The sequence below is a fragment of the Candidatus Accumulibacter aalborgensis genome (assembly GCF_900089955.1).
Classification (GTDB): Bacteria; Pseudomonadota; Gammaproteobacteria; order Burkholderiales; family Rhodocyclaceae; genus Accumulibacter; species Accumulibacter aalborgensis.
Genome location: NZ_FLQX01000095.1, coordinates 92,295 through 116,068 on the forward strand (window position 1 = coordinate 92,295; position 23,774 = coordinate 116,068).

At 64.3% G+C, this 23,774-nt stretch carries 26 protein-coding genes and 1 pseudogene; 13 read left to right on the forward strand and 14 right to left on the reverse strand.

From position 1 onward, the window contains the following. The first annotated feature begins 68 nt into the window (after nt 1-68). Nucleotides 69-722, forward strand: a complete 654-nt coding sequence (locus tag ACCAA_RS06895) for a PEP-CTERM sorting domain-containing protein (RefSeq protein WP_186406488.1) — start codon at nt 69-71, stop codon at nt 720-722. A 123-nt stretch (nt 723-845) separates the two neighbouring features. On the opposite strand, the gene dacB is transcribed toward ACCAA_RS06895, so the two are convergent. From dacB to ACCAA_RS06910, 3 genes are all read right to left on the reverse strand, one after another. Beyond that, a complete protein-coding gene (dacB, locus tag ACCAA_RS06900) occupies nt 846-2,252 on the reverse strand; it encodes a D-alanyl-D-alanine carboxypeptidase/D-alanyl-D-alanine endopeptidase (RefSeq protein WP_245754477.1) in 1,407 nt (468 codons plus the stop codon). A gap of 203 nt (nt 2,253-2,455) precedes the next feature. After that, the gene (locus ACCAA_RS06905) at nt 2,456-3,934 is read right to left on the reverse strand and encodes a CYTH and CHAD domain-containing protein (RefSeq protein ID WP_186406489.1); all 1,479 of its coding nucleotides are present in this window, start codon (nt 3,932-3,934) and stop codon (nt 2,456-2,458) included. Between the two features lie 53 nt (nt 3,935-3,987). Then, nucleotides 3,988-4,680 (reverse strand): Crp/Fnr family transcriptional regulator, encoded by a 693-nt coding sequence (locus ACCAA_RS06910; RefSeq protein ID WP_186406490.1) that lies wholly within the window; start codon nt 4,678-4,680, stop codon nt 3,988-3,990. A gap of 253 nt (nt 4,681-4,933) precedes the next feature. Here ACCAA_RS06910 and ACCAA_RS06915 point away from each other — a divergent pair, with 253 nt between their 5' ends. From ACCAA_RS06915 to ACCAA_RS21975, 5 genes and pseudogenes are all read left to right on the forward strand, one after another. Beyond that, on the forward strand, nt 4,934-6,286 hold the full coding sequence (locus ACCAA_RS06915; protein ID WP_186406491.1) for a heme-copper oxidase family protein: 1,353 nt from the start codon (nt 4,934-4,936) through the stop codon (nt 6,284-6,286). Beyond that, nucleotides 6,283-6,867, forward strand: a complete 585-nt coding sequence (locus ACCAA_RS06920; protein ID WP_186406492.1) for a TlpA family protein disulfide reductase — start codon at nt 6,283-6,285, stop codon at nt 6,865-6,867. The genes ACCAA_RS06915 and ACCAA_RS06920 overlap by 4 nt, the downstream gene beginning before the upstream one ends. A 113-nt stretch (nt 6,868-6,980) precedes the next feature. Continuing rightward, a complete protein-coding gene (locus ACCAA_RS06925) occupies nt 6,981-8,012 on the forward strand; it encodes a M4 family metallopeptidase (RefSeq protein ID WP_186406493.1) in 1,032 nt (343 codons plus the stop codon). Between the two features lie 28 nt (nt 8,013-8,040). Further along, a complete protein-coding gene (locus tag ACCAA_RS06930; RefSeq protein ID WP_186406494.1) occupies nt 8,041-8,334 on the forward strand; it encodes a protealysin inhibitor emfourin in 294 nt (97 codons plus the stop codon). Nucleotides 8,335-8,353: 19 nt separating this feature from the next. Then, nucleotides 8,354-8,548 (forward strand): annotated as a pseudogene (locus ACCAA_RS21975) (Uma2 family endonuclease); the annotation flags it as partial. 35 nt (nt 8,549-8,583) lie between these two features. On the opposite strand, the gene ACCAA_RS06935 reads toward ACCAA_RS21975, so the two are convergent. Genes ACCAA_RS06935 through ccmA form a run of 11 tightly spaced genes read right to left on the reverse strand, consistent with a single transcriptional unit; the run spans nt 8,584 to nt 16,400 of the window. Next, a complete protein-coding gene (locus ACCAA_RS06935; RefSeq protein ID WP_186406495.1) occupies nt 8,584-8,958 on the reverse strand; it encodes a HepT-like ribonuclease domain-containing protein in 375 nt (124 codons plus the stop codon). Beyond that, nucleotides 8,951-9,241: a nucleotidyltransferase family protein gene (locus tag ACCAA_RS06940; protein WP_186406496.1), complete on the reverse strand. Its 291-nt coding sequence runs from the start codon at nt 9,239-9,241 to the stop codon at nt 8,951-8,953. The genes ACCAA_RS06935 and ACCAA_RS06940 overlap by 8 nt, the downstream gene beginning before the upstream one ends. Beyond that, a complete protein-coding gene (gene ccmI, locus ACCAA_RS06945; protein ID WP_186406497.1) occupies nt 9,238-10,461 on the reverse strand; it encodes a c-type cytochrome biogenesis protein CcmI in 1,224 nt (407 codons plus the stop codon). Before ccmI ends, ACCAA_RS06940 begins: the two co-directional genes overlap by 4 nt. Continuing rightward, the gene (locus ACCAA_RS06950) at nt 10,458-10,946 is read right to left on the reverse strand and encodes a cytochrome c-type biogenesis protein (protein ID WP_186406498.1); all 489 of its coding nucleotides are present in this window, start codon (nt 10,944-10,946) and stop codon (nt 10,458-10,460) included. Before ACCAA_RS06950 ends, ccmI begins: the two co-directional genes overlap by 4 nt. Continuing rightward, on the reverse strand, nt 10,943-11,527 hold the full coding sequence (locus ACCAA_RS06955) for a DsbE family thiol:disulfide interchange protein (protein WP_186406499.1): 585 nt from the start codon (nt 11,525-11,527) through the stop codon (nt 10,943-10,945). The genes ACCAA_RS06950 and ACCAA_RS06955 overlap by 4 nt, the downstream gene beginning before the upstream one ends. A gap of 10 nt (nt 11,528-11,537) precedes the next feature. Next, on the reverse strand, nt 11,538-13,550 hold the full coding sequence (locus ACCAA_RS06960; RefSeq protein ID WP_186406500.1) for a heme lyase CcmF/NrfE family subunit: 2,013 nt from the start codon (nt 13,548-13,550) through the stop codon (nt 11,538-11,540). A 25-nt stretch (nt 13,551-13,575) separates the two neighbouring features. After that, nucleotides 13,576-14,055: a cytochrome c maturation protein CcmE gene (ccmE, locus tag ACCAA_RS06965; RefSeq protein ID WP_186406501.1), complete on the reverse strand. Its 480-nt coding sequence runs from the start codon at nt 14,053-14,055 to the stop codon at nt 13,576-13,578. Beyond that, complete coding sequence (gene ccmD, locus ACCAA_RS06970; protein ID WP_186406502.1) at nt 14,052-14,300, reverse strand: heme exporter protein CcmD; 249 nt, start codon at nt 14,298-14,300, stop codon at nt 14,052-14,054. The genes ccmE and ccmD overlap by 4 nt, the downstream gene beginning before the upstream one ends. A gap of 4 nt (nt 14,301-14,304) precedes the next feature. Continuing rightward, nucleotides 14,305-15,054: a heme ABC transporter permease CcmC gene (gene ccmC, locus ACCAA_RS06975; protein WP_186406503.1), complete on the reverse strand. Its 750-nt coding sequence runs from the start codon at nt 15,052-15,054 to the stop codon at nt 14,305-14,307. Nucleotides 15,055-15,078: 24 nt separating this feature from the next. Beyond that, nucleotides 15,079-15,747 (reverse strand): heme exporter protein CcmB, encoded by a 669-nt coding sequence (ccmB, locus tag ACCAA_RS06980; protein WP_186406504.1) that lies wholly within the window; start codon nt 15,745-15,747, stop codon nt 15,079-15,081. A gap of 11 nt (nt 15,748-15,758) precedes the next feature. Further along, the gene (gene ccmA, locus ACCAA_RS06985) at nt 15,759-16,400 is read right to left on the reverse strand and encodes a cytochrome c biogenesis heme-transporting ATPase CcmA (RefSeq protein ID WP_186406505.1); all 642 of its coding nucleotides are present in this window, start codon (nt 16,398-16,400) and stop codon (nt 15,759-15,761) included. A gap of 159 nt (nt 16,401-16,559) precedes the next feature. On the opposite strand from ccmA, the gene ACCAA_RS06990 reads away from it, so the two are divergent. From ACCAA_RS06990 to hypE, 7 genes are read left to right on the forward strand one after another with little or no spacing between them, the layout of a single operon-like run. Continuing rightward, nucleotides 16,560-17,564, forward strand: coding sequence for a nickel-dependent hydrogenase large subunit (locus ACCAA_RS06990; protein WP_186406506.1), 1,005 nt, complete (start codon nt 16,560-16,562; stop codon nt 17,562-17,564). Continuing rightward, a complete protein-coding gene (gene hypA, locus ACCAA_RS06995) occupies nt 17,557-17,898 on the forward strand; it encodes a hydrogenase maturation nickel metallochaperone HypA (RefSeq protein ID WP_186406507.1) in 342 nt (113 codons plus the stop codon). The genes ACCAA_RS06990 and hypA overlap by 8 nt, the downstream gene beginning before the upstream one ends. Nucleotides 17,899-17,916: 18 nt before the next feature. Further along, nucleotides 17,917-19,011 carry a hydrogenase nickel incorporation protein HypB gene (gene hypB / locus ACCAA_RS07000; RefSeq protein WP_186406508.1) on the forward strand — a complete coding sequence of 365 codons (1,095 nt, stop codon included), beginning with the start codon at nt 17,917-17,919 and terminating at the stop codon, nt 19,009-19,011. A gap of 1 nt (nt 19,012) precedes the next feature. Then, nucleotides 19,013-21,337, forward strand: coding sequence for a carbamoyltransferase HypF (hypF, locus tag ACCAA_RS07005; RefSeq protein ID WP_186406509.1), 2,325 nt, complete (start codon nt 19,013-19,015; stop codon nt 21,335-21,337). Continuing rightward, nucleotides 21,328-21,552, forward strand: a complete 225-nt coding sequence (locus tag ACCAA_RS07010; RefSeq protein WP_186406510.1) for a HypC/HybG/HupF family hydrogenase formation chaperone — start codon at nt 21,328-21,330, stop codon at nt 21,550-21,552. The genes hypF and ACCAA_RS07010 overlap by 10 nt, the downstream gene beginning before the upstream one ends. Next, nucleotides 21,549-22,724 (forward strand): hydrogenase formation protein HypD, encoded by a 1,176-nt coding sequence (gene hypD / locus ACCAA_RS07015; protein ID WP_186406511.1) that lies wholly within the window; start codon nt 21,549-21,551, stop codon nt 22,722-22,724. The genes ACCAA_RS07010 and hypD overlap by 4 nt, the downstream gene beginning before the upstream one ends. Continuing rightward, a complete protein-coding gene (hypE, locus tag ACCAA_RS07020; RefSeq protein ID WP_186406512.1) occupies nt 22,721-23,770 on the forward strand; it encodes a hydrogenase expression/formation protein HypE in 1,050 nt (349 codons plus the stop codon). The genes hypD and hypE overlap by 4 nt, the downstream gene beginning before the upstream one ends. Nucleotides 23,771-23,774: the final 4 nt, after the last annotated feature.

Sequence of the window (23,774 nt, forward strand, 5' to 3'; positions counted from 1 at the left end):
AAGTGCCATGGCGACTGCCAGTCCGCTACCACCGTTGATTCATACCATTAGACAAAAAGGATATCCTCATGAAGCTGAATCGTCTCTGCACTGCCCTGCTGACGGCTGGCTTGGTCTACAGCGCCCCTTCGTTGTCGGCAATCGTTTCGCTCGATTTTGAAGGCCTCGCCAACAACACCCCTGTAGGCAATTTCTACAGCGGTATCGGGGTCGTATTTAGCCCCGCCACCTTGGCCCTTATTGATGCTGACGCCGGTGGCTCTGGCAATTTCGCCAACGAACCGTCGCCCAACACCATCATGTTCTTCCTGGACGCGAACAACGCCGTGCTGGACTATGCGGCAGGTTTCCAGACCGGGTTTTCCTTCTACTACACGTCGTCCACGGCTGCCACGGTCAATGTGTATGATGCCGTGGGCGGGGCGGCCGGCGGCGGCAACGTGATCGCCTCGATCAACTTGGCCGCACAGTTTACGGATAACTGTGTGGGTGATCCGACTGGAGCGTTCTGCAACTTTACGCCGATCGGGGTGGCTTTCGGTGGCACGGCGTACTCGATCGACTTCGGCGGCACGGCAAATCAGACGGGTTACGACAACATCACTTTTGGTGCTGACATTCCTTGTAGCGGGACGAGCAACTGCATTCCGGAACCCGCCAGCCTTGCCCTGTTCGGCCTCGGTCTCGCAGGTCTCGGTTTTGGCCGCCGCAAGCGCACCTGACCTGAATCACCAGCTTCCGCAAAAAAGTCGCAGGTCGCGTTTTGACAGGTCGTAACCCGACCCCCTGCCAAACCGACCTGCGCAATCCTGTCGCCCAGCGCGCTGCTCGGGCGTCACTCGCTCTCAGCGCTTCGCCACCCAGAGCAGCAGCGCATCCATCGCTGGTTTGCCGAGTCTGGCTTTCGGGTCGTTGAGCAGGCAGACGACGATCCAGCGCTTGCCACTGTGGTCGAGCACATAACCGGCCAGCGCCCGTACGCCTTCGAGATAGCCCGTTTTCAGATGCGCGCGCCCGGTCGCCGAGCCATCGCCAAAACGTTTGCGCAAAGTGCCATCGACGCCGGCGAGCGGCAGAGAGGCGATCAGTTCGGGCATCACCGGGCTCTGCCAGGCGGCGCGCAATAATAGTGCCAGGCCTTCGGCGGAGATGCGCTCGCTGCGCGACAGGCCGGAGCCGTTCTCAAGCACCAGTTCGGGCAGTTTCAGCCCTTTCGCCTGCAACCAGCCGGCGATCTGCCGACGCGCGCCGTCGGCGGTCGCCGGACGCTCGCTGTCGAGGCTCAGAAAAAGTTGGCGGGCCATGACGTTATTGCTGAACTTGTTGATGTCGCGAACGATCTCGCCGAGCGCGGGGGATTCCTGAATGGCCAGCGTGCGCGCCCCTGCCGGCACCCGTCCGTCGCGCACGCGGCCGCCGAAGCTGCCACCGAGTTCACGCCACAGGGCACGGAATAGGCCCTCGACCTGCTGGTCGGCTGACCACGGCGCCAGGTGCAGTGCTTTCTCGCCGCAGGCGGCTGGAAAGCTGCCGCTGAGCTCAACGGTCTGGCCGCTCACCGCCGGTTTGACCTGCTCGCGCCAGTCGCCGCAGGCCTCACGTCCGAGGCTCAGGTGATTGCTGACGCGCAGGCCCTCGCTAGGCGTCTCGGCAATCACGTTGACCGTCTTGTGCGCCGGGTCGGGTTGTAGCGTCAGGCGCACGCTCCTGAGGTTGACCAGTAGCGCATCGGGACCCGCGTTATAGGGCCGCAGCGGCTCGTTGTCGAACTCGCCAGGGTCGTGTGCGGCGAGCGCAAAGGCGCTGCGATCAAGCACCAGGTCGCCGCTGATTTCGTTCACCCCACGCGCGCGCAGTTGGCGCAGCAACAGCCAGAACTGTTCAAGCGCGAGCTTGGGGTCGCCGCTGCCGCGCAGATACAGTGGGCCATCGAGTTGGCCATCGGCCGGGGCGTTTTCGGCCAGCGCTTCCGTGCGCCAGGTATGCGCCGGCCCCAGCAACTCGAGGCCGGCGTAGGTGGTGACCAGCTTCATCGCCGAGGCGGGGTTCATCGGCTGATGGGCGTTGTGACTGAGCAGCGCTGGCCCACCGTCGACCGCCTGGACGACGATGCCCACCGAGCGCGCCGGGATGCCGGCGTCCTGCAGAGCCTGGCTGACGGCCGGCGGCAGGTCCGCCGCGCGCGCGGTCGGCAGGGTCAGGACTCCGAGGAAAAGCGCGATCAGCGCCCGCGGCGCTCCCCGGTGGCGCATGGTTTAAGGTGAAAGTCGCGTCAGCGACTCACGAAGCTCCCCTCGCCCGCTTGCGGGAGAGGGGTCGGGGGGCGAGATGGGGAATTCGCGGAGCATGCTCCGTGCCCAGCGAGCGATTCCGGCGTGCAAGCCGGAATGCGCCCTGCAAGGGAGGGAACGGTCATGGCTTTCATCCGTTGGGGTGCTTTGACTCACCATGACCGTCAGCCGTGCTCCCAGGGCGCCCGGTGGCTGAGGAACTCGCCCAGCAGCGCGTCGAGCTGACCGAGCATCAGATCGTTACGCCCGGCCAGCCAGGCCCGGACCAGGTCGCTGTCGTGGCCGGGTAGCGCCTGGACGGCCAGCGTTTCGGCTACGACGATGTCGTTCATCCGGCCGAGCAGTTCGAGCAGACCGGCGGCGCTCTGGTGATAGCGCTGCATGCGTCGCGCCGGGAACAGCGGAGCGAAGAACTCGATGGCATAGCGCAGGCGCTTCAGAGCGATGCGCAGCGCATGACGCGCTTCGGGATGCGAATCCTTCGTTTCAGCCGCCAGTTCAGCGACCTTCTTGGCGCGCTTGTTCAGCGAGCGGGGTGCAAAAGCGGCGATCGGTGGCTTCTTCCTTTCCGCCAGCGCGACGGTGGCGGCAGTGAATTCGAGCAGCAGTTGCGAGTAGGTCGGCGAGATCATCGCCGCCTGTGCCAGCTTGCGGCACCCGCCCAGCTCGGTGTCTGCCCGGCTGGCCAGCCGCTGCAGATCGCTGTGCTCGGGAAACGCCTTGCTGATCGGCGGCAGAATCTCGGTGATGAAGACGTCCCAGTTGCGCGTGTCGCCCAGTTGATTGGTCAGCGTCCGCCAGCGTGGGTCGAAGTTGCTGACATAGTCTGCCGGCAGCAGCGGTCGCCAGAGCCGGATCGCCGAACGCAGGCGGCGCATGGCGACACGTGCCTGGTGGATGAATTCGGGCGCATCGCTCTCGCGGACGCCGCGCTCGTTGCCCTGCAGTTGTCCGAGGCACGAGAAGACGGTGCTGCGGAAGACCGCGATGCTCGACATACCCATTTCGAGCGGCACCTTGGCCGCCCTGACCGGCGCCAGCGCGGCATCGGTCGCCAGCCGGTAGCCTCGCTCGGCCTTGCTGGCGCCTTCGGGATGCAGCGGCAGATCGGCTTGCAGGGCGAGCGCCGCGGCAAAGAGATCGGCGACGCTGCCTTCGAGCAGTTCCAGCTCTACCTCGCAGATGGTTTCATGGCGCTCGCCGGCCGTGATTTTGCCACGGTCCAGTGCGACTTCGATACGCGTTCCCTCTTGCGGTGTCAGAACCCACAAGGCGCGCGTGAAGTCGGTGGTGAACGTGGGCACCAGTTCAGGCGTCACCGATTCGAGAAAGCGGCGCAGCTTCTGGTTGTCAACGTGTGAGAAATCGAATTCGCCTGGCTGGCCAGGGGCCTCCCATTCCCGGCGCTGTGCCAGCCCGCCGGGGGAGGGGGCGTCGCTCTTGACGGTCAGCAGCCACTCGGTACCCTTCTGGCGGTAGCGCACGGCGATGCGCTTGTGCTGGAGCCGCCGTTCGGGCGTGTCGTAGTAGGTATTGACCAGCTTCAGTCGGAGCGGCTTGTCGGCTGCCAGCAACGGGTGCGCCGGCAGGCGGCGCGTGGCGCTGGCCGGCAAGCTCAGCTTGATTTCTGTTTCAAATCCCATTCTCGGTGTCTCCTCGTGAGTTTGTTCGGCAGGTGCTCCGGGTGCTGCAGTCTTCATTGATCATGGTGGCGCAGTTTCTCGACATCGGGAATGTGGATTCGTCTCCCTTCAACCGCGATCAGCCCCTTCTGCGAGAGGTCGTGCAGTATGCGCGAGAAGTGCTCCTGCGTCAGATTGAGACGTGAGGCGATGACGCCCTTGTTGGTCGGCAGTGTGACGATGATTGTCTTCTCAGCGTCGTCGAGAGTTTCCCGCAGCAGGTAGCCGATGATTCGCTGGCGACCAGAATGCAGAGAGTATGATTCCACGTCGGTGATCAGGTGGTGCAGGCGCATCGAGAGGCCGGCGATCATCTTGCGACCGAGCCGGGGGTCAGCGTCGAGTTCGTCGAGGATCGCGGTCTTGGCGATGTGCAGCAGCAGCGAGTCGGCCAGCGCCTGCGCATAGACCATGTACGGCTTTTCCATGAACATCACGGCTTCGCCAAAAGTCTGACCTTGCCCCAGAATGTCCACGACCTTTTCTCCGCCTTGCGGCGAAGTGAATGCCAGTTTGATCTGCCCGTAGACCAAAAGATGGAAACCGGTCGGTGTGTCCCCCTTGTGGAACAGGATGTCGCCACGGCCGGCGCTGACTTCACGCGTGCCGCGCGCGAGGCGCCTGATTTCGTCAGCGGTCAGCTCATTGAACAGCGGCACATGCGCCAGCAGCGCTTCGATGTTGATGCCGTGTTGATGTGATTGCATGGGGTTCCCGTAAGACGTCAGCCAGAATCGTTGGGAGAAAACGCCAATATTCGCACTTGTAATCGTCAGGGGCAAGTCCGCCACGAGATCGCTCCGACGGACGCTTTCTTGACGTTGGCAAGCAGGTGCAAGATTGCCGGCTTGCGGCTGGCTCGCTCATGGCGTGCAGGAACAAGGCCGAGCTTGGCAGAGCAAACCGCCTGGCCTTATACTGGCCCGATTTTTCTGGCGTGAGGCGGGTGTGGATTTGCAAATGATGAAGCTCTCTTCAGGAGCGCCTGCGGTGCCGACAATCGCGCCGGGAACACCCGCCGGGTTGGCGCGCGCCTGGTTGTGGCTGGGCGTGACGGCGCTGATTGGCTCGGGACTGCTCGCCGTTCTGCTGGTCTTGTCGAGAACGCCGGGCATCCAGGATGTCTTTCCGCTGAAGGACCTGTTTCGTGCCGCGCTGGTGGTGCACGTCGATCTTTCGGTGGCCGTCTGGTTCATGGCTTTTGCTGCCGTAATCTGGTGTGCCGTCGGCGGCGCCGGGCTGGCGTGGCTCGGCTGGAGCGGGTTCACCCTGGCCGCGCTGGGGACGGCGCTGATGAGCATTTCGCCATTTTTTCCCGCTGCCGAACCGGTGCTCAACAACTACATCCCGGTGCTCAGGCAGCCACTGTTCTTTGCCTCGATCTGGATCTTCGCCATCGGCCTGAGTCTGACCGTTCTGCGGGCGCTGATCACCACCTGGCCGCAAAGCTTTCTTGGTGAGCCGCTGCGCCTGGGCGCCTTCCTCGGCGCTGTCGCAGGCTTCCTGGCGCTGGCCGCTTTCTTCTGCTCCTGGTCGATGGTGCCGTGGATCGAGGAACTGAACTATTACGAGGTGCTGTTCTGGGGCGGCGGACACACGCTGCAGTTTCAGCATGCACTGCTGATGGTCGTCGCCTGGCTGTGGATTGCCGAGCAGCTCGGCCGTCCGTCGATCGCCTCGCCGCGCGCGGTGTCGATCCTCTTCCTGGTTGCCGCCCTGCCGCTGCTCGCCGTGCCGGCCATTTACCTGCTGGTACCGGCGGGTTCGCTGCCGCACATGGAGCTGTTCGCCAGGCTGATGCTCTGGGGTCACCCCTACATGGGCCCGCTGATCCTGCTCGGCGGCCTGTCGCTGTGGGGCTTGCGCGGCGTTCCCGCCGATCCGGCCAGGTCGGCTTTCATCGCGTCCTTCACCCTCTTTGCGCTCGGCGGTGTGCTGGGCTACATGATTCACGGGGTCAACGTCGTCATCCCGGCGCACTACCACGGTTCGACGGTCGGCGTGACGCTGGCCTTCATGGGGCTCACCTACGCCTTGCTGCCGAGCCTCGGTTTCGGCCGCGCTGCAGGCCGGCTGGCGGTCTGGCAGCCCTACGTCTATGGCCTCGGTCAGCTCGTTCATGTGCTCGGCCTGGCGTGGTCGGGGGGCTATGGTGTGCAGCGCAAGGTCGCCGGTGCCGACCAGTTGCTGACTACGCTGCCGCAGAAGATCGGCATGGGAATGATGGGCCTCGGTGGCCTGATTGCGGTCATCGGCGGACTGATGTTCGTCCTCGTTTGCCTGAAGGCGATGTCGCAGCGCGCGCCGGAATGAAGCCGCGGCACGCGCTGAGCCTGGCGGTGGCTGCCGGCGTGCTGACGCTGGCCACTGTCGGCTGGCTCGCTTTTCGACTGCTCGATCCAGGCCGTTCGCCGGCCGATGGTGGTCCCGCCGGTCTGATCTCGTCGCAGCAAGTAACGCCGGAAGAGGGACAGAAAGCAGCAGACGCGGTCATGATGCTGACGCTGCCCGATCTGGAAGGCCGTCCGCAGGCCTTTTCGCAATGGCACGGCAAGGTGCTGGTGGTCAATTTCTGGGCCAGTTGGTGCGCCCCGTGTGTCGAGGAAATGCCTGCTTTCTCACGCCTGCAGGGCCAGTTTGCTGCCCAGGGTGTGCAGTTCGTTGGCATCGGTATCGACGATGTAGACAACATGCGCACCTTCGTCAACTCCAGACCGGTGAGCTATCCGCTGCTGGTGGCGACGCCGGCGATCAGCGAGACGCCGGGCGTGCAGGTCAAGGGCCTGCCCTATACGCTGGTCATCAGCCGCGACGGGCGACTCGAGATGAGCCGCCTGGGCCGGCTCGACGAAGCCAGGCTGGAGCCGATCCTCCGGCGGCTGCTCGCGCGGTGACTTTTGACCGAGTGAGTGTTGACAGCGCGCTTCCCCGAGAGCATGGTGCACATTAAATTCATCGCGACTTGCGCTGGATTTAATGTGGGTTTTTTGACTTGGAGGATGCCGTCATGAGATGCCATTGTTCGATCATTCCCAACGATGTCTTGAAGCGCTTTGCCGAAGACGAGAAACTGTCCGCACCGGAACGGAAGAACTTCGCCGATACCGCGCTGGTCGATACGGAGATGCGCAAGCTGCGCTTGCAGGCGGGCAAGCTGACCAACGTCACGGCCGCCCTGTCGCGCGCACCGGTCGCGACGGTCGCTACGCCGGCGATCACCGTCGCCGACTGCAACCATAGCCAGACGCTGCCCGGTGCGCCGGTGGCCAACCCCGGCAGTTCGGCCGATCTGACCATCAAGCGCGCCTATGACGAAACGAAGGCCGTTGCGGAGTTCTACAAGACCGTTTTCGGCCGCAATTCGATCGACAATGCTGGCATGACGCTGGGGTCTTCGGTGCACTACGGCGTCAATTACAACAACGCCTTCTGGAATGGCATGCGCATGACCTATGGCGATGGCGACGCCAACATTTTCATCGATTTCACCAAGTCGAACGACGTCATCGGCCACGAGCTGACGCACGGAGTGACCCAGCACACGCTGCAGCTTGCCTACAGCAACCAGGCTGGCGGCCTCAACGAAAGCATATCGGATGTGTTCGGCACCATGTTCCGCCAGTGGCGGGCAGGTCAGACCGTCAATCAAGCCGACTGGCTGATCGGCAGTGAAATCATGGGACCTGGCGCGATCGCTCGCCATTTCACCTGCCTGCGTGACATGGCAAGTCCGGGCGCCGCGCACTGCCTCGCGCCGCAGCCCTTCCATTTTTCCAACTATCATGCCGGCATGGACCCGCACTACAGCAGCGGCATCGCCAACTTCGCCTTCTACAAGATTGCCATGGCGGTCGGTGGCCAGAGCTGGGAGAAGGTCGGCCAGATCTGGTACAAAGCGATGACTGGTTTCAAGCCCAGTGTCAACATGAGGATGAAGACCTTTGCCGACCGCACGCGAAAGCTGGCTGTTTCGATGTATCCGGGTAACGTTGCTCTGCAGCGTGCCGTCAATGCTGGCTGGATCGCCGTTGGGCTGTAGTCAGCCGCCAACATCGGGACAAGCGACCATGGGCATCGTCAAGATAGAGCGGATCGGAGGTTTGGGCGGTTTTGGCGGTCCGCACCTCAAGAGCCGTGGAGAATGCTCGCTTGCTGATCTGTCGGCGGCGGACCAGGCTGCCGTCGATGCCTTGTTTGCCAGCCAGGGAAAGGCCCGCGCCGTGCCCGGGAACGCGCCGATGCGTGACGGTTTCAGCTACCGGATCTCGCGCCAGACGCCAACCGGTACCAAGACGGTGGAGGTCCCGGAGAGCATGGTGCCCGCAGCGCTGGTGTCCAGCGTCAAGGACAGCATCGAATAGCGTTCGTTGAAGTCCCATCATGGTCAAGGCCGCATCGCTGCCAACCTTCACGTTCGAACACTACCCGGACCTGCTGGTGACCTGCGCCGAGAGCGACCGCTACGTCAAGCGCTCGCCAGTTCTGGTGGCCGAGGTGCTATCGGCAAGCACCGCCGCTTTCGACATCGGCGAAAAGTTCGCCACCTACCGACAACTGGCGAGCTTGCGGGAATACGTGCTGATCGATCAGGAAAGAATTCGCATCCAGGTTTATCGCCGCCTGGACGAGCACTGGTTCGTACATTCCCGGAGGTGCCGCAGTCCTGGCAAGAGCACCGGAATGTCGCTCTGGATGATGCTCCACAAGGTATCGTTGTCGATCCCCAGGTAGCCGTGAATCAGCCGGTTCCGGGTGGCGATGAGCAGCCGCCACGGCACCTGTGGATTGCCTGCACGCACGGCATCGGGGATGTGAGTTGCGGCCTCACCGATCAGTTCGAGGTTGCGCAAGGTAGCGTCGTACGCCAAGCCGCTTACGACAAACGAAGTCTGGTCGAGTTGGTCGGTGTAGCCGATCACCTTCTCCGCAAAGCCGATCATGTCGTCGAGGTAGAAGCGCCATTCGCGCGTTGGCTGCTCAGACATGCACGGCTTCCTTTTCCACGAACGGTCGTAACTCGGGGCGTAAGGCTTTGTCGGTCACCAGATCGATCGGCACGCCGAACAGGTCTTCGAGGTAGAACTGAACGCCAAAGTAGCGCTCCGACGTAGCCGGACCATCAAAGCTGACCAGCACATCAACGTCGCTGTCATTCCGCGCCGCGTCGCGTGCGGTTGATCCGAACAGGGCAAGTTCCTTGACTCCGTAGCGAACGCTCAGTACCGGCTTGCTCTGTGTGAGCAGTTCGATGGCGCGCGAGCGGTTCATGGTTGCACCTGATCGATCAGCAGGCGCAGATTCTGGCTGCCCGGTTTGATGCCGCTGAGCCGGCCGAAAAGGTCGCCCGTCGAACTCTGCGGCTTGCCGGCCTTGGCGACGCGAGCCTCAATGGTGACCGAAGCGAAATCCGAGATCTTCCTGCCGCCGGCAAGGGCCATCGAGTCGTCGAAGCGGAAGCGCAACGGCAGGTCGCCCACCCTGGCCTTGGTCGCGGCCAGTGGCATGCGCGGCCCTTCGTCCGCGCGCGCGAAAACGAACAGCACGTCGTCCGGCTTCGCCTGTCCGGCAAGCTTGCCGCTCAGCGTCACTTCGCCACTGACCGCGACGGCGCTGGCGACGGGTTTCCTGCCGGGCTTGTCGCCTGAGGTTTGGGTGGCGAGTTCGCGCGCTTTGGTGATCGCCGCTTCGAGGGCGCCGGCTTCTTCGGAGCCGGGTTCGAGTTGCGCCAGCAGGCGTGCCCAGTAATCAGCAGCGGCGGCGAACTGCTGGCGGTCGCTGGACGCAGCGCCGGCCAGCAGCAGCGCCTGCGGTTCGTCCGGGTCGATCCTCAGCGCGCGCTCGACCAGTTCGTTTGGTTTGCCCTGCAGGTTGCCGCCCCTGGCCCGGCTGAGCACATCAGCATAGTCGGCGAGCAGCGTCGCATCCTGGTCAACGAGGGTCCCGGCATGGCTGTAGGCGTCGGCAGCGTCGGGGAAGCGCTTTATCACCTTGTACGAACGCGCCAGCATCACCCAGCCCTTGGCGTCGTCGGGGTTCTTCCTGAGCTTTTCGACCAGGCCGGCGACCATCGCCTCGATCTGTTCCGGCGCAAGACTCGCCTGGCGCTGCAGCGGGTCGAGCGCGCGCGGGTTGCCCAGCAGCGCATAACCGGCAGCGGCGGCCAGCGGGATGATGAGCAGTAGCGTGAGGGCAGTCCTGCGGCCACCGGGGACATCGGTCAGCTCGGCGGTCGGTGGCTCAACTTCGTCGAGCAGGCGACGCTGCAGTTCGCTCCTCGATTGCTCGAAATCGGCATCAGTGAGCAAACCGTCGTGGTGCTCGCGTTCGAGTTCCTTGATCTGGTCGCGGAAAATCGCCAGATTGGCTTCGCTGCGGTCGGCGGCGCCTGATGACCGCGGCGTACGTCTGAGCGTTGGCAAAAGTGGTGGCAGAAGGATGGCGAGCACGGCGACGACGAGCAGCGCCGCGACGATGATGAAACCGGTCATGAGAGTCCTTGGCGAGAATCCTTGTCCTGCAGCAGAGCCTCCGCCTGACGTTGTTCGTCGGCGCTCAGCGGTGTCTCCTCGATCGCCCGGTCACGTCGGCGCAGGTAAAGCACCAGCGCCGCGAGGCCGACGATGAACAGCACGCCAGGGCCGAACCACAGGAGCAGCGTCGTTCCCTTCAACGGTGGTCGATAGCGGACGAAGTCGCCATAGCGGCTGACCATGAACTCCATGATCTCGGCGTCACTCCTGCCGTCCTCGATCAGCGTCCGTATCTCGCGGCGCAGGTCGTTGGCGAGTTCGGCGTGCGACCCGGCGAGTGACTCGTTCTGGCAGACGAGGCAGCGCAATTCGGAGGAAATCGCGACCAGGCGTTTCTCGGTCAGCTCGTTGTCCGCCAGCGGCACGGCTTCGTCGGCGTGCAGCGTCTGCCCGCCAAAGCTTCCCGCGAGGGCGAGCAGAAAAACCATCAGCCAGCGTCTCATTTCGACAACTCGGCAATCAGCGGCAGGATCTTGCCGGAGAAGACGTCGGCGGTGATCGGGCCGGTGTGCTTCATGCGGATGATCCCTGCCTTGTCGATGACGTAGGTTTCCGGGACGCCATAGACGCCGTAGTCGATGCCGACACGACCGTCCAGGTCGAGCACAGACAGCGTGTACGGGTTGCCGTGTTTCGCCAGCCAGCCGGCGGCACGCTCGATGACCATCGTCCTTTCTGCACCGGGCGGCAGCTTGTCCATGTCTATCGCGCCGTCACCCCGCACTTCCTTGTAATTGAGGCCGACCAGCGGCACCGTCTGGCGCTTCGCCAGTTCGACCAGCACCGGGTGTTCCAGCCGGCAGGAAACGCACCACGATGCCCAAACGTTGAGTAGCCAGACTTTGCCGAGCATCTCTTTGGGCGAGAAGGTTTGTTCCGGCGCGGCGAGTCGTGGCAGCGAGAATATCGGCGCCGGCTTGCCGACCAGTGGCGAGGGGACGTCGCGCGGGTTGAGGTTGAGCCCGACGGCCAGTAGAGCGACGAGAGCGACAAAGCCGATCAGCGGCCAGAGAAATCGGTTCATCAGCGCGCCCTTACACGTTCTGGGCCAGCGATACGCTGGGCGAGGCGGCGGCCGAGGGCAGCGATGAGCGGGCGGCTGCCTTGAGCCGATAGCGGCGGTCGGTAATGGCCAAGAGTCCGCCAAGGGCCATCAGCACGCAGCCGCCCCAGATCCAGTCGACGAAGGGCTTGTAGTAGACGCGAACCGCCCAGGCGGCGTCCGGTCTGGACTTGTCGATCGGCTCACCGAGCGAGATATAGACGTCGCGCAGCCAGCCGGTATCGATGGCGGCTTCGGTCATCGGCATCGACGAGGCGACGTAGAAGCGCTTTTCGGGGAACATCTTGCGCACCGTCTGGCCATCCCTGGTCAGATCGAGGTCGCCGACCAGAGCGCGGTAATTGGGCCCCTGTTCGGCACGTACGCCGTTGAACCTGAACGTGTAGCCGCCGACGCTGACGGTGTCGCCGATTTCCATCTTGACGTCTTTCTCGGCCTGATAGGCGCTGACTACCGTCACTCCGACGATGAATACCGCAATGCCCAAGTGCGCCAGATGCATGCCGAAGAAGCTGCGTGGCTGCCGGCGCGCGGCGGCGATGAATGGCTGGCCGGCGCGTGTCGATTGCACACGCTGGACGAAATTGAGCAGCCCGCTGAGCATGATCCACGCTGCAAGCAACAGGCTCAGTGCCACCAGAGGCTTCCACTGACCGAAGAAGAAGGGCGCACCGACACCGACCACCGCCGCCGCCAGGAACGCCCAGCGCAGGGTTCGCGCCAGTTCGCCGACGCTGGCGTGCTTCCAGCGGGCAAAGGGCGCGACGCCGATCAGGAAAGCGGCCGGCAACATCAGCGGCACAAAGACCGCGTCGAAGTAGGGCGGCCCGACCGACAGCTTGCCGGCGCCGAGCGCGTCGATCAGGAGCGGATAGAGCGTGCCGAGCAGTACCGAGGCGCAGGCGACGACGAGCAGCACGTTGTTGGTGAGCAGCAGCGATTCGCGCGAGAGCAGGCCGAAGCGGCCACCGAGTCCCACCTTGGGTGCGCGCCAGGCAAAAAGCGCCAGCGATCCGCCGATCACGGTGACCAGGAAGGCGAGGATGAAGATGCCGCGGCGCGGGTCGGTGGCGAAGGCATGCACCGAGGTCAGGACGCCCGAGCGGACCAGGAAGGTGCCGAGCAAGGAGAGCGAAAATGCTGCGATCGCCAGCAGCACCGTCCAGTTCTTGAAACTGCCGCGTTTTTCGGTCACGGCCAGCGAGTGCACCAGCGCCGTACCGACCAGCCAGGGCATGAAAGAGGCGTTCTCGACCGGGTCCCAGAACCACCAGCCGCCCCAGCCGAGTTCGTAGTACGCCCACCACGAGCCGAGCGCGATACCCACGGTCAGGAAAACCCACGCTGCCAGAGTCCACGGTCGCGACCAGCGCGCCCAGGCGGCGTCGAGTTGACCCGAGAGCAGCGCGGCGATGGCAAAAGCGAAGGCCACCGAGAAGCCGACGTAGCCCATGTACAGCATCGGCGGGTGAATGATCAGCCCGGGGTCCTGCAGCAAGGGGTTGAGGTCGCGCCCCTGCTCGGCGGCCGGCAGCAGGCGCTCGAAGGGATTGGAGGTGAGCAGGATGAAGAGCAGGAAGCCGGCAGCAACCAGTCCGAGAACGCCCAGCACGCGGGCCACCATGTGCTCGGGAAGTTGTTTCGACAAGACGGCGACGGCCAGCGTCCACAGCGCCAACATCATCGCCCAGAGCAGCAGCGATCCTTCGTGTCCGCCCCATACGGCGGCGACCCGGTACTGCAGCGGTAAAAGGGTGTTCGAATGCTGCGCGACATAGAGTACCGAGAAATCGTTGTGCACGAAGGAGGTGGTCAGGCAGCCGAAAGCGACCGCCAGCAGCAGCGCTTGTGCGATCGCTGCCGGCCGGGCCAGCGCAAGCCAAGACTGCCGGTGGGTGTGGGCGCCGATCAGCGGCAGTGTCCCCTGAGCGAGGGCGACGCAGAGCGCGAGGATGAGCGCGAAGTTGCCGAGTTCCGGAATCATGAGTTTGTCGTCCGCATGGTTTGCTTTACGGCTTGAGGGTTTTGGCGGCTGCTTCGGCAGTTGCCTTGTTGATCGCTGCCCGCTCGTGTGCATCGCCGACTGCCTTGGCGGCCTCGGGCGGCATGTAGTTTTCGTCATGTTTGGCGAGCACCTCGCTGGCCGCGAAGACACCATTCTCGCCCAGCTTGCCCTGTGCGACGACGCCTTTTCCTTCGCGGAAGAGATCCGGCAGGATCCCCTTGTAGGCGACCGCCATTTCCTGGTCAGTGTCGGTGACGATGAAACGCATCGTGACGCCGTCCGCCTCGCGCTGCAGCGAGCCGTCCTTGACCATGCCGCCGATGCGGAAGTTCTTGCCCTTCGGCGCTTCGCCCGCAGCGACCTGCGTCGGCGAAAAAAAGAACACCAGATTGCTCTGGAAGGCGTTGAGCACCAGCGTGGCGGCGATGGCGAGTATGGCCAGGCCGCCGACGATCAGCGCGAGGCGCTTGTGACGAGGTTTCAATCGCTGCTCCTGCACGTGGCTGTAGGCGAAGTCGAAGTCATACCCGTCGTGCGTTGACTGCCGCTCCTGGTGACCGGTTGCTCCGCACGGTACTGGCGTTTGAGGCGCGCGACCAGTCTCTTCCGACCCTGCAGGACCAGCATCGGTTCCGCCACCATCAGCAAGGCCATCACCACCACTGATCCCCAGACGTAGAGGCCGTGGTTGCCCATGGCCAGAAACTCGGACAAACTGTTCCAATGCATTCGCCTACTCCTTTTCGGCCAGCAATGCGCGTACCCAGTCGGTGTGCCGCTCACGCTCGAGCATGATCGTGCGGACACGCATCAAAGCGACCGCGATGCTGTACATCCAGCAGGCCAGCGCGCAGAGCACCATTCCCCAGAGCATCATCGCGGCCATGCTGGGCGCCCTGGTCAAACTGACCGAAGCGCCCTGATGCAGCGTATTCCACCACTTGACCGAGAAATAGATGATCGGAACGTTCACCACGCCGACCAGAGCGAGGATTGCACCGGCCTTGTCGGCCCGGCGCGGGTCGTCGATCGCTGCCTGCAGGGCGATGAAGCCGATATAGAGGAAGAGCAGGATCAGTTCGGACGTCAGGCGCGCGTCCCAGACCCACCAGGCACCCCACATCGGCTTGCCCCACAACGCTCCGGTCCACAGCGACAGGAAAGCGAAGAGCGCGCCGGTCGGCGCCAGCGCCGAGGCCATCATCCCCGACAGGCGGGTGTTGAAGGCCAGTCCAGTCGCGGCCCAGAAGGCCATCACCAGATAAATGAACATCGACAGCCACGATGCCGGCACGTGCAGGAAGATGATTCGATAGCCTTCACCTTGCTGCGCGTCGGTCGGCGCCAGCAGAAAGCCGATGGTCAGCCCGGCGACAGCGAAGATCGCCGCAAACGCCCAGAACCACGGAATCAGCTTGCCGGTGAGCGGGTAAAAAGTCTGCGGGCTGGCGTATCTGAACCAGTTGATCAGTCGGTCACTCATTCATTCATGTCAAGCTTGCGGGCTTCATTCCAGGGCAATTCTCAGCGCCGCAGCGGTCGGCCACGGCGCAAAAAAAACACCGCCCAGCGCCAGAGCGCCAAGCAGCGACAAATGGGCTTGTGCACCAAGCCCGCTCACCGTCGCGTCAACCGCGCCGGCGCCGAAAATCAGGACCGGAATATACAGTGGCAGGACGAGCAGCGACAGCAGCACGCCGCCGCCGCGCACACCCAGTGTCAGCGCGGCACCAATGGCACCGATGCCGGACAGCGCCGGCGTGCCGATCAACAGCGACAGGGTCAGTACGGCCAGTGCGTCGTTCGCCAGATCGAACTGGATTCCCAGCACCGGCGCCAGCAGGCAGAGCGGCAAGCCGGCGACCAGCCAGTGCGCGATGACCTTGCCGAGGACGATCAGCCCGAGCGGTTGTGGCGCCAGCGCCAGTTGTTCGAGTGTGCCGTCGCGGTGGTCATCGGCAAACATCCGTGGCAGCGACAGCATCGTTGCCAGCAGCGCTGCGACCCACAACACGCCTGGCGCGAGCTTGCGCAACTGATCGGCTTCCGGTCCAACGCCGAGTGGGAACAGGCTGACGACGATGATGAAAAAAAACATCGCCGCCACGATGTCGGCCTGCCGTCGCATCGCCAGTCGCAGGTCGCGGCCAATGACGGCGCCGATCAATTCTAGCATCTTGTCGCGCGCTAGTCGCGCCCGTCGGCGGTATCGACTGCGCCAAGCCAGACTTGGCGTAGCGCGCCTGCCGACACCGCCACCGGCTGGTGGGTGGTGACGACCGCCAGCCCACCGCGCTGCAGATGGGCGCCGATCAGTCCGGCGACGAGGTCGACGGCCGCCCGGTCGAGCGCGACATAAGGCTCATCGAGCACCCACAGCGCGCGCTTCTCGTGCACCAGGCGGGCCAGCGCCGCGCGGCGCTTCTGTCCCTGCGAAAGGTAGCGACAGGCGAGATCCTCGCGGCCGCGCAGGCCGACCCGTTCGAGAGCATCGAGTGCAGCCTCCTCGTCGAGCGTCTCGTCAGCCAGTTTCGCCGCCGACAACACGTTCTCCAACGGCGTGAGATCGTCCTTGATCGCGTTGTGGTGGCCGAGGTAGCATAGTTCGCCGCGAAACGCCTCGCCAAGTCCGCCGATCGGCTGGCCGCGCCAGCGAATTTCGCCACTTGCCGCTGGCGTCAGGCCGCACACCATGCGCAGCAGGCTGGTCTTGCCCGCGCCGTTCGTTCCCTGCAGCCAGAGCATCTCGCCGCCATCCAGCCGGAAACTGACGCCGGCGAACAGGCGGCGTTCGCCGCGCACACACTCCAGATTCAAGGCGTCAAGCATGCAAGAAAGGGCTGTCAGGGAGCTCGCTGAGGTCACGAAAGCGGCCGCAGCCGAAGAGAGTGTATTGTGAAGGCGCGAGTTTAGCCCCGGATTGATCGAAATCAAAATCGATTCAACGGCTCTGAGTACCCTTTCCAGGCAATTTCCGGAAACGAGGCAGTGAACACAGGGTCTCTTGAGCTGACATTGGCGTGGGATGGGACGCAGATCGTTGCGGCCGAGATCAATTCGACCCGTCCGCCGGTGGCGCGTGCGCTGCGTGGATTGCCCCTTGCCCGTGTCGTCGAAGTCGTTCCCCGCCTGTTCAGCCTCTGCCGCCACGCACAGGGAGCGGCGGCGCGGCTCGCTCTGCTGGCGGTGCGCGGCGAGCAAGCGGGAATCGACGCCAGGATCGATCTGGGACTGAACATCGCGAGTGAGGCGATTGCCGAACACCTGTACCATCTCCTGATCTCCTGGCCGCAGATATGCGGTGAGCGCTTCCGTTCCAACCCCTGGAAAGATCTCTCATCCTGGCGCAAGCGCCTGCAGGGGATCGGCGACCAAGCGACCGCCGCGGCGCTGGGAGCTGAGTTCTCGAACTGGCTGGAAGAAATACCTCCGCCGCAGTTCGATGACGCTGCCGCAGTCAATGCGGTGAGCCTGCTGTCACAGATCGGGGTCGCTGAATGGGCGTCGCACATTGATAGAGCGGACTTTTCCGAGTTACCTACCTTTGCCGGCCAGCCGGCCGAGACCGGTGTGCTGGCCCGGCATGCCGGCGATCCCGAGGTGGCTGCGCTGCTTGCCAGCGGCCGGCGCGTGCGCGCACGGCTACTGGCTCGCCAAGCCGAGCTGCGCTGGCTGGCGCAGGGACTGGTCGATCTGCCTCGCCTGGCAACCCTGCTCGACGCGGCAGCGGTCGCTGAAGGCTGTGGTCTGGCGCGCGTCGAGACGGCGCGCGGCACCTTGCTGCACCGGATCGAAGTTGACGGCGACCGGGTTCATCGCTATCTCATCGTCGCGCCGACCGAATGGAACTTTCATCCGCAAGGCGCTTTTGTCCGCGAAATCGTCGGCTGCCCGGCGCCGACGCGTGGCGACGCCCTGCTCACGGCTGGTCGCCTGGCGCTGTCACTCGATCCGTGCGTGCCATGCGTGTGGAAGGTCGACGACGATGCATGAGATGTCGCTGGCCATGGGCATTTTGCAGATCGTCGAGGACGCTGCGCGGGCGCAGAAATTTCAGCGCGTCCGCTCGGTCGTGCTCGAAATCGGGCAACTCTCGGTCGTCGAAACGGAGGCGATTTCCTTCTGTTTTGACGCCGTTACCCGCGGCACACTGGCCGACGGCGCGACACTGAATGTAATCGCCGTGGCCGGCCAGGGTTTATGCTTTAATTGCCACAAGACGGTGCCGCTCGCGGCACTGTACGACCCCTGCCCAGCCTGCGGCGGTTACCCGGTGGAGGCCACCGGAGGCACCGAGATGCGGGTCAAGGAGCTCGAGGTCGAATAACAACAGGAGACAGGCGAGATGTGTACGAGTTGTGGTTGTGGCGCCGGGGAAGCCCGCGTTGCTGATGAGGCTTGGTCGGAACGGGAAAGTGTTCAGCCGGACGGGGCGGCACAGGCGCCTCCCGAGCGACCGGCAGAACGAGCAATGCTCGGTCATCAGACAACAGGCTATCGCGCGATCATCGGTGGCGGCCATTCACACCAGCACGCGGGCGGCAAGCCGCACTCACCTGCGCACCACCACCACGACGACGATGCGCACGTGCACCCGCACGACCACGTGCACCGGCACGACGACGAGCATGCGCCGGCGCACCCCGCCGCGCTGGATTACGGTCAGGGAGATGCCGGTACGCAGGCGCCAGAGATGACGCAATCGCGGATGGTCCAGATCGAGCGCGATATTCTGGCCAAGAACGACGGCTACGCGGCCGAAAACCGTCACCGTTTCGAGGCGCAGGGGATCCTGGCCCTTAATCTCGTTTCGAGTCCGGGGTCGGGCAAGACCACCTTGCTCTGTCGGACCATCGAGGCGCTCAAGGCAAGCGTATCGATCGCCGTGATCGAGGGTGATCAGCAGACCAGTCGCGACGCCCAACGGATCCGCGCGACCGGCGCTCCTGCCGTGCAGATCAACACCGGCAAGGGCTGTCATCTGGACGCACAGGTCGTTGGTCACGCACTGCAGCGGCTTTCTCCGGCTGACGACTCGCTGCTGCTGATCGAAAACGTCGGTAACCTCGTTTGTCCGGCGGCCTTCGATCTGGGTGAAGCGCACAAGGTGGTCATCCTGTCGGTGACTGAAGGAGAAGACAAACCTCTCAAGTACCCAGACATATTCCATGCCGCCTCGCTGATGCTGGTGAACAAGATCGATCTGCTGCCCTACGTGACGTTCGACGGCGATCTGGCGATCAGCTATGCCCGCAAGGTCAATCCCGCCTTGCAGGTGATCGAGCTTTCGGCGACCACCGGCGAGGGTTTTGCCGAGTGGCTGGCCTGGCTGATGGCCGGTTGCGCCACTCGACAGGAGAGGAAGAAAGCGACGATGGCTGCGCTACGGCGGCGGATCGTCGAGCTTGAGGCGCTGCTTTCTGCCGCTACGCGAGGCTGACATGTCGAACGCCATCGTTTGCCAGAACATCCGCGTCAGCGGAGTGGTTCAGGGAGTCGGTTTTCGCCCCTTCGTCTGGCGTCTGGCCCGCGAGCTGGGCCTTGCTGGCTGGGTTCGCAACGACTCGCGCGGTGTCGAAATCGAGGTCCGCGGAGCGGCAGCACAGGTGAAGAGTCTCACCGAACGTCTGGAACAGGAAGCGCCGCCGCTGGCCCGGATCAATTCGGTGATCGCTCGCGACACGGCGCCGGCGTACCCTGGCGACGATTTCGTGATCATCGACAGCCGCAGTGGCCGCGCAGCGACGATGATTGGACATGACACGGGCGTCTGCCGCGACTGTCTGGCGGAGATGTTCGATCCGGGCAGCCGGCGCTGGCGCTATGCGTTCACCAACTGCACCAACTGCGGCCCACGCTACACGATCAGCCGTGGGCTGCCCTACGACCGGGCACGTACCAGCCTCAGGCCCTTCACCCTGTGTCCAAAGTGCCAGTGCGAGTACCGGTTACCCGAGGACCGACGTTTTCACGCCGAGGCGAATTGCTGTCCGAAGTGCGGACCGCAGCTCTTTTTGCTCGATGGCGAAGGACACCGGCTGGCGGACGACCCCATCGCCGGCGCGCTGGCCATGTTGATGCAGGGAAAGATAGTCGCCATCAAGGGACTGGGAGGTTTCCACCTCGCCTGCGACGCGCGCAACGCGGTAGCCGTTGCCGTCCTGCGGGAGCGCAAGCAGCGCGACGAGAAGCCCTTTGTCGTCATGCTGGCCAATGCCCCTTCAGCGGCGCATCTGGTGCAGATGGGTATCGGCGAGCCCGGACTGATGACCCTGCCAACGCGGCCGGCGATCCTGCTCAGGAAGCGTGGCAGTTGCGATGCCGCACTCCCCGGCGTCGCCCCCGGACTGGCTTTGCTCGGCGTCATGCTGCCTTACACGCCACTGCAGTTCCTGCTCTTCCATGAAGCGGCAAAGCGTCCAGCGGGTGTCGGCTGGCTGGAAAGAGCGCAGGACCTCGCGCTGGTGATGACCAGCGCCAACCCAGGGGGCGAACCGCTGGTGATCGGCAACAGTGAAGCCTTGCTACGTCTTTATGGCATTGCCGATGCTTTCCTGATGCACGATCGTGACATCGCCACCCGCTGCGATGACAGTGTCGCGCGGATCACGACTGGCGGCTTGCAGTTCATTCGTCGCGCTCGAGGCTACACGCCGCGAGCGATCAAGTTGCCGATCTCCGGTCCGTCGGTACTGGCCGTCGGCGCCTGGTTCAAGAACACGATCTGCGTGACGCGTGGCGACGAGGCCTTCGTCTCGCAGCACATTGGCGATCTTGATAATGCTTCGGTCTGCGACTTCCTCGAGGAGAGTGTCACGCAACTGGTGAAACTGCTCGGGGTCGAGCCGGCGATCGTGGCGCACGATCTGCACCCGGATTTTCACTCGACACGTTTCGCCGCCGATTTCGCCCAGCAGCGTCGCTTGCCCCTGCTCGGTGTCCAGCACCACCACGCGCACGCGGCTGCGGTCCTTGCCGAACACGGCATCCTGGGCAGCACGCTGGCGCTGTCGCTCGACGGTGTCGGTCTGGGGACCGACGGCGCTGCCTGGGGTGGCGAGTTACTGCGCGTCGATGGCGCTGGTTTCGCACGCATCGGCCATCTCGTGCCGCTGGCGCTGCCGGGGGGTGACCGTGCGGCCAATGAACCCTGGCGGATGGCGGCGGCGGTGCTGCATCGGCTGGGCCGGAACGGCGAGATAAGCCAGCGTTTTGCCGCTCAGCCGGCGGCACCGGCGGTAGCCCAGATGCTTGCCGGCGATATCCATTGTCCGCCGACGACGAGTATGGGCCGCATGTTCGACGCCGCCGCCGGGCTGCTCGGCATCAAGTCGGTGATGGCTTATGAAGGGCAGGCGGCGATGCTGCTGGAAGGTCTGGCGCAGAGCTACGGCGACATTCTGCCGCTCGATCTGGGCTGGCGGATCGAACAGGGTCGCCTCGATCTGCTGCCGCTGCTTGCCGCTCTCGCCGATGAAAAGAACCCGGAGCGGGGTGCCGCGTTGTTTCACGCGACGCTGGCTGCAGCGCTGGTCGACTGGGTGCGCGTCCTGGCTCCCGCTGAGAGAACGGTGGTTGGCAGTGGCGGCTGTTTCCTCAACGAGGTTCTGCTGCGTGCGCTGCGCGCTCGCCTGGGTGCGCAGGGAATTCAGCTCATCGAGGCCCGTCAGGTACCGCCCAACGACGGCGGACTGTCTGTCGGGCAGGCGTGGATCGCCCTGCAGCATCTGGTGGGCAGTCAGGGGAGCGCCGGCGGATGTGCTTAGCGATCCCCTGCCGTATCGTCGACCTGCGGCCTGATGATATGGCGATGATCGACGTCGCCGGCGTAGGCAAGGAAATTTCGCTGGCCCTGGTCGACGGCGTCGTGGTCGGCGACTATGTCATCGTGCACGTCGGCTACGCACTGACCCGGCTCGACCCCGAAGAGGCCGAAAAGACCCTGGCGCTCTTTGCCGAACTCGGTGACGCCGCACAGTGAAGTTCATCGACGAGTTTCGTGACGGAGACCTGGCGAAGGGTCTGGCGGCTGCGATTCGGCAGGCGGCGCGGATTGACCGCGACTATCACTTCATGGAGTTCTGCGGCGGCCACACGCACGCCATCTCGCGCTACGGGGTGAGCGATCTGCTGCCGCGCCAGGTGCGCATGATTCATGGCCCCGGTTGTCCAGTCTGCGTGCTGCCGGTCGGCCGCATCGACATGGCCATTCGCCTGGCCCGTGAAGCGGGCGTCATCGTGTGCAGCTATGGCGATCCGCTGCGCGTGCCGGCGTCCGGCGGACTGTCGCTGCTCAAGGCGAAAGCGGCGCTGGGCCGCAGCGTTTCCAGTGGCGGTGGTACCAGCGCTCGCGGCGATATCCGGATGATCTACTCGAGCGCCGACGCGCTGAGCATTGCGCAGCGGAACCCCGACGACCAAGTGGTTTTCTTGGCCATCGGCTTCGAGACCACGACGCCACCGACGGCAGTGGTCATCAAACAGGCACAGGCGCTCGGCCTCAAGAACTTCTCGGTCCTCTGCTGTCATGTGCTGACGCCATCGGCGATCGCCAGCATTCTGGAATCCCCGGAAGTCCGCCAGTGGGGAACCGTGCCGCTAGACGGTTTCGTCGGCCCGGCGCACGTGTCGACGATCATCGGCACGCGACCGTACGAGTTTTTCGCCGAGGAGTACCGCAAGCCGGTGGTCATCGCCGGTTTCGAACCGCTCGACGTGATGCAGGCGATCCTGATGCTGATCAGGCAGGTCAACGCCGGTCGGGCGGTCGTCGAGAACGAGTTTTCGCGCGCCGTGACGCGCGACGGCAACCGCAAGGCGCAGCAACTCGTGGCCGAGGTCTTCGAGCTGCGCCGCTCGTTTGCCTGGCGGGGACTCGGTGAACTGCCGTACAGTGCCTTGCGGATCCGCCGGGAATTCGCCGGCTTCGACGCCGAGCAGCGCTTTTCGATCCACTACGAGGCGGTGGCCGACCATCCGGCCTGCGAGTGCGGTGCGATTCTGCGCGGAGTCAAGAGACCACAGCAATGCCGCATCTTCGGTACCGTCTGCACGCCGGAAAACCCGATCGGCTCGTGCATGGTTTCTTCGGAAGGGGCCTGCGCAGCGCACTACTCGTTCGGCCGTTTTGCCGATCTGACGGCGGCACAATGACTGGCGTGCGCAAGGGCTACATCCGTCCTCTCGACCTTCGACAAGGCCGCGTCGACATGACGCATGGCAGTGGCGGCCGGGCCATGGCGCAGTTGATCGACGAGCTGTTCGCCAGCCGGCTGGGTAACGCCTATCTGCGGCAGGGCAACGACGCCGCCGTGCTGCCGATGCCGCCGGGCCGGCTGGTGATGTCCACCGATGCGCATGTCGTCTCGCCGTTGTTCTTTCCTGGCGGCGATATCGGTTGTCTGGCCGTTCACGGTACGATCAACGATGTCGCCGTGATGGGCGCGACGCCGCTCTATCTCGCCGCCACCTTCATCCTCGAAGAAGGTTTTCCGCTCGCTGATCTGGCACGCATCGTCGACTCGATGGCCGCGGCGGCCGGCGACGCCGCCGTGCCGGTGGTCACCGGCGACACCAAGGTCGTCGAGAAGGGTATGGCTGACGGTGTATACATCACCACCACAGGCGTTGGCGTCGTTACCGAGGGCGAGGAGTTTTCCGGCGACCGCGCCCGGCCCGGCGACCGGATCATCGTTTCCGGCACCATCGGTGAGCACGGCATGGCGATCATGGCGCAGCGCGAAAGCATCGGCTTCAGCGCACCGATCGTCTCGGATACTGCTGCGCTGCATGGCCTGATCGCCGCGATGCGCGCCAGTGGTGCGACGATCCGCGTGCTGCGTGACCCAACGCGCGGCGGCGTCGCGACCACGCTGAACGAGATCGCCCGCCAGTCGCGCGTCGGTATGATGCTGCACGAAAGCGCGCTGCCGGTGCAGCCTGCGGTTGCCGCCGCCTGCGAGTTTCTCGGCCTCGACCCGCTTTATGTTGCCAACGAGGGCAAGCTGCTGGCCATCGTCGCGCCCGGCGATGCCGACTCGCTGCTGAACGCGATGCGCGCTCACCCCCTGGGGCGGCGAGCGGCGCTGATCGGCAGCGTCCACCAGGACGCGCAGCACTTCGTGCAGATGACCACCGCTTTCGGCGGTCGACGCATCGTCGACTGGTTGACTGGCGAACAGTTGCCGCGCATCTGCTGAGAGG

What these genes read in the sequence shown, in the direction of transcription:
- ACCAA_RS06915 (WP_186406491.1), top strand. Translation starts at nt 4,934, where the DNA reads ATGATGAAGCTCTCTTCAGGAGCGCCTGCGGTGCCGACAATCGCGCCG.
- hypF (WP_186406509.1), top strand. Translation starts at nt 19,013, where the DNA reads ATGTCGAACGCCATCGTTTGCCAGAACATCCGCGTCAGCGGAGTGGTT.
- hypB (WP_186406508.1), top strand. Translation starts at nt 17,917, where the DNA reads ATGTGTACGAGTTGTGGTTGTGGCGCCGGGGAAGCCCGCGTTGCTGAT.
- ACCAA_RS06910 (WP_186406490.1), bottom strand. Translation starts at nt 4,680, where the DNA reads ATGCAATCACATCAACACGGCATCAACATCGAAGCGCTGCTGGCGCAT.
- ACCAA_RS06920 (WP_186406492.1), top strand. Translation starts at nt 6,283, where the DNA reads ATGAAGCCGCGGCACGCGCTGAGCCTGGCGGTGGCTGCCGGCGTGCTG.
- ccmB (WP_186406504.1), bottom strand. Translation starts at nt 15,747, where the DNA reads ATGCTAGAATTGATCGGCGCCGTCATTGGCCGCGACCTGCGACTGGCG.
- ccmD (WP_186406502.1), bottom strand. Translation starts at nt 14,300, where the DNA reads ATGCATTGGAACAGTTTGTCCGAGTTTCTGGCCATGGGCAACCACGGC.
- ACCAA_RS06940 (WP_186406496.1), bottom strand. Translation starts at nt 9,241, where the DNA reads ATGAACCGCTCGCGCGCCATCGAACTGCTCACACAGAGCAAGCCGGTA.
- ccmI (WP_186406497.1), bottom strand. Translation starts at nt 10,461, where the DNA reads ATGACCGGTTTCATCATCGTCGCGGCGCTGCTCGTCGTCGCCGTGCTC.
- ccmA (WP_186406505.1), bottom strand. Translation starts at nt 16,400, where the DNA reads ATGCTTGACGCCTTGAATCTGGAGTGTGTGCGCGGCGAACGCCGCCTG.
- ACCAA_RS06930 (WP_186406494.1), top strand. Translation starts at nt 8,041, where the DNA reads ATGGGCATCGTCAAGATAGAGCGGATCGGAGGTTTGGGCGGTTTTGGC.
- ACCAA_RS06955 (WP_186406499.1), bottom strand. Translation starts at nt 11,527, where the DNA reads ATGAACCGATTTCTCTGGCCGCTGATCGGCTTTGTCGCTCTCGTCGCT.
- ACCAA_RS06960 (WP_186406500.1), bottom strand. Translation starts at nt 13,550, where the DNA reads ATGATTCCGGAACTCGGCAACTTCGCGCTCATCCTCGCGCTCTGCGTC.
- ACCAA_RS06895 (WP_186406488.1), top strand. Translation starts at nt 69, where the DNA reads ATGAAGCTGAATCGTCTCTGCACTGCCCTGCTGACGGCTGGCTTGGTC.
- ACCAA_RS07010 (WP_186406510.1), top strand. Translation starts at nt 21,328, where the DNA reads ATGTGCTTAGCGATCCCCTGCCGTATCGTCGACCTGCGGCCTGATGAT.
- hypE (WP_186406512.1), top strand. Translation starts at nt 22,721, where the DNA reads ATGACTGGCGTGCGCAAGGGCTACATCCGTCCTCTCGACCTTCGACAA.
- ACCAA_RS06950 (WP_186406498.1), bottom strand. Translation starts at nt 10,946, where the DNA reads ATGAGACGCTGGCTGATGGTTTTTCTGCTCGCCCTCGCGGGAAGCTTT.
- hypA (WP_186406507.1), top strand. Translation starts at nt 17,557, where the DNA reads ATGCATGAGATGTCGCTGGCCATGGGCATTTTGCAGATCGTCGAGGAC.
- ACCAA_RS06905 (WP_186406489.1), bottom strand. Translation starts at nt 3,934, where the DNA reads ATGGGATTTGAAACAGAAATCAAGCTGAGCTTGCCGGCCAGCGCCACG.
- ACCAA_RS06935 (WP_186406495.1), bottom strand. Translation starts at nt 8,958, where the DNA reads ATGTCTGAGCAGCCAACGCGCGAATGGCGCTTCTACCTCGACGACATG.
- ACCAA_RS06925 (WP_186406493.1), top strand. Translation starts at nt 6,981, where the DNA reads ATGAGATGCCATTGTTCGATCATTCCCAACGATGTCTTGAAGCGCTTT.
- ccmC (WP_186406503.1), bottom strand. Translation starts at nt 15,054, where the DNA reads ATGAGTGACCGACTGATCAACTGGTTCAGATACGCCAGCCCGCAGACT.
- dacB (WP_245754477.1), bottom strand. Translation starts at nt 2,252, where the DNA reads ATGCGCCACCGGGGAGCGCCGCGGGCGCTGATCGCGCTTTTCCTCGGA.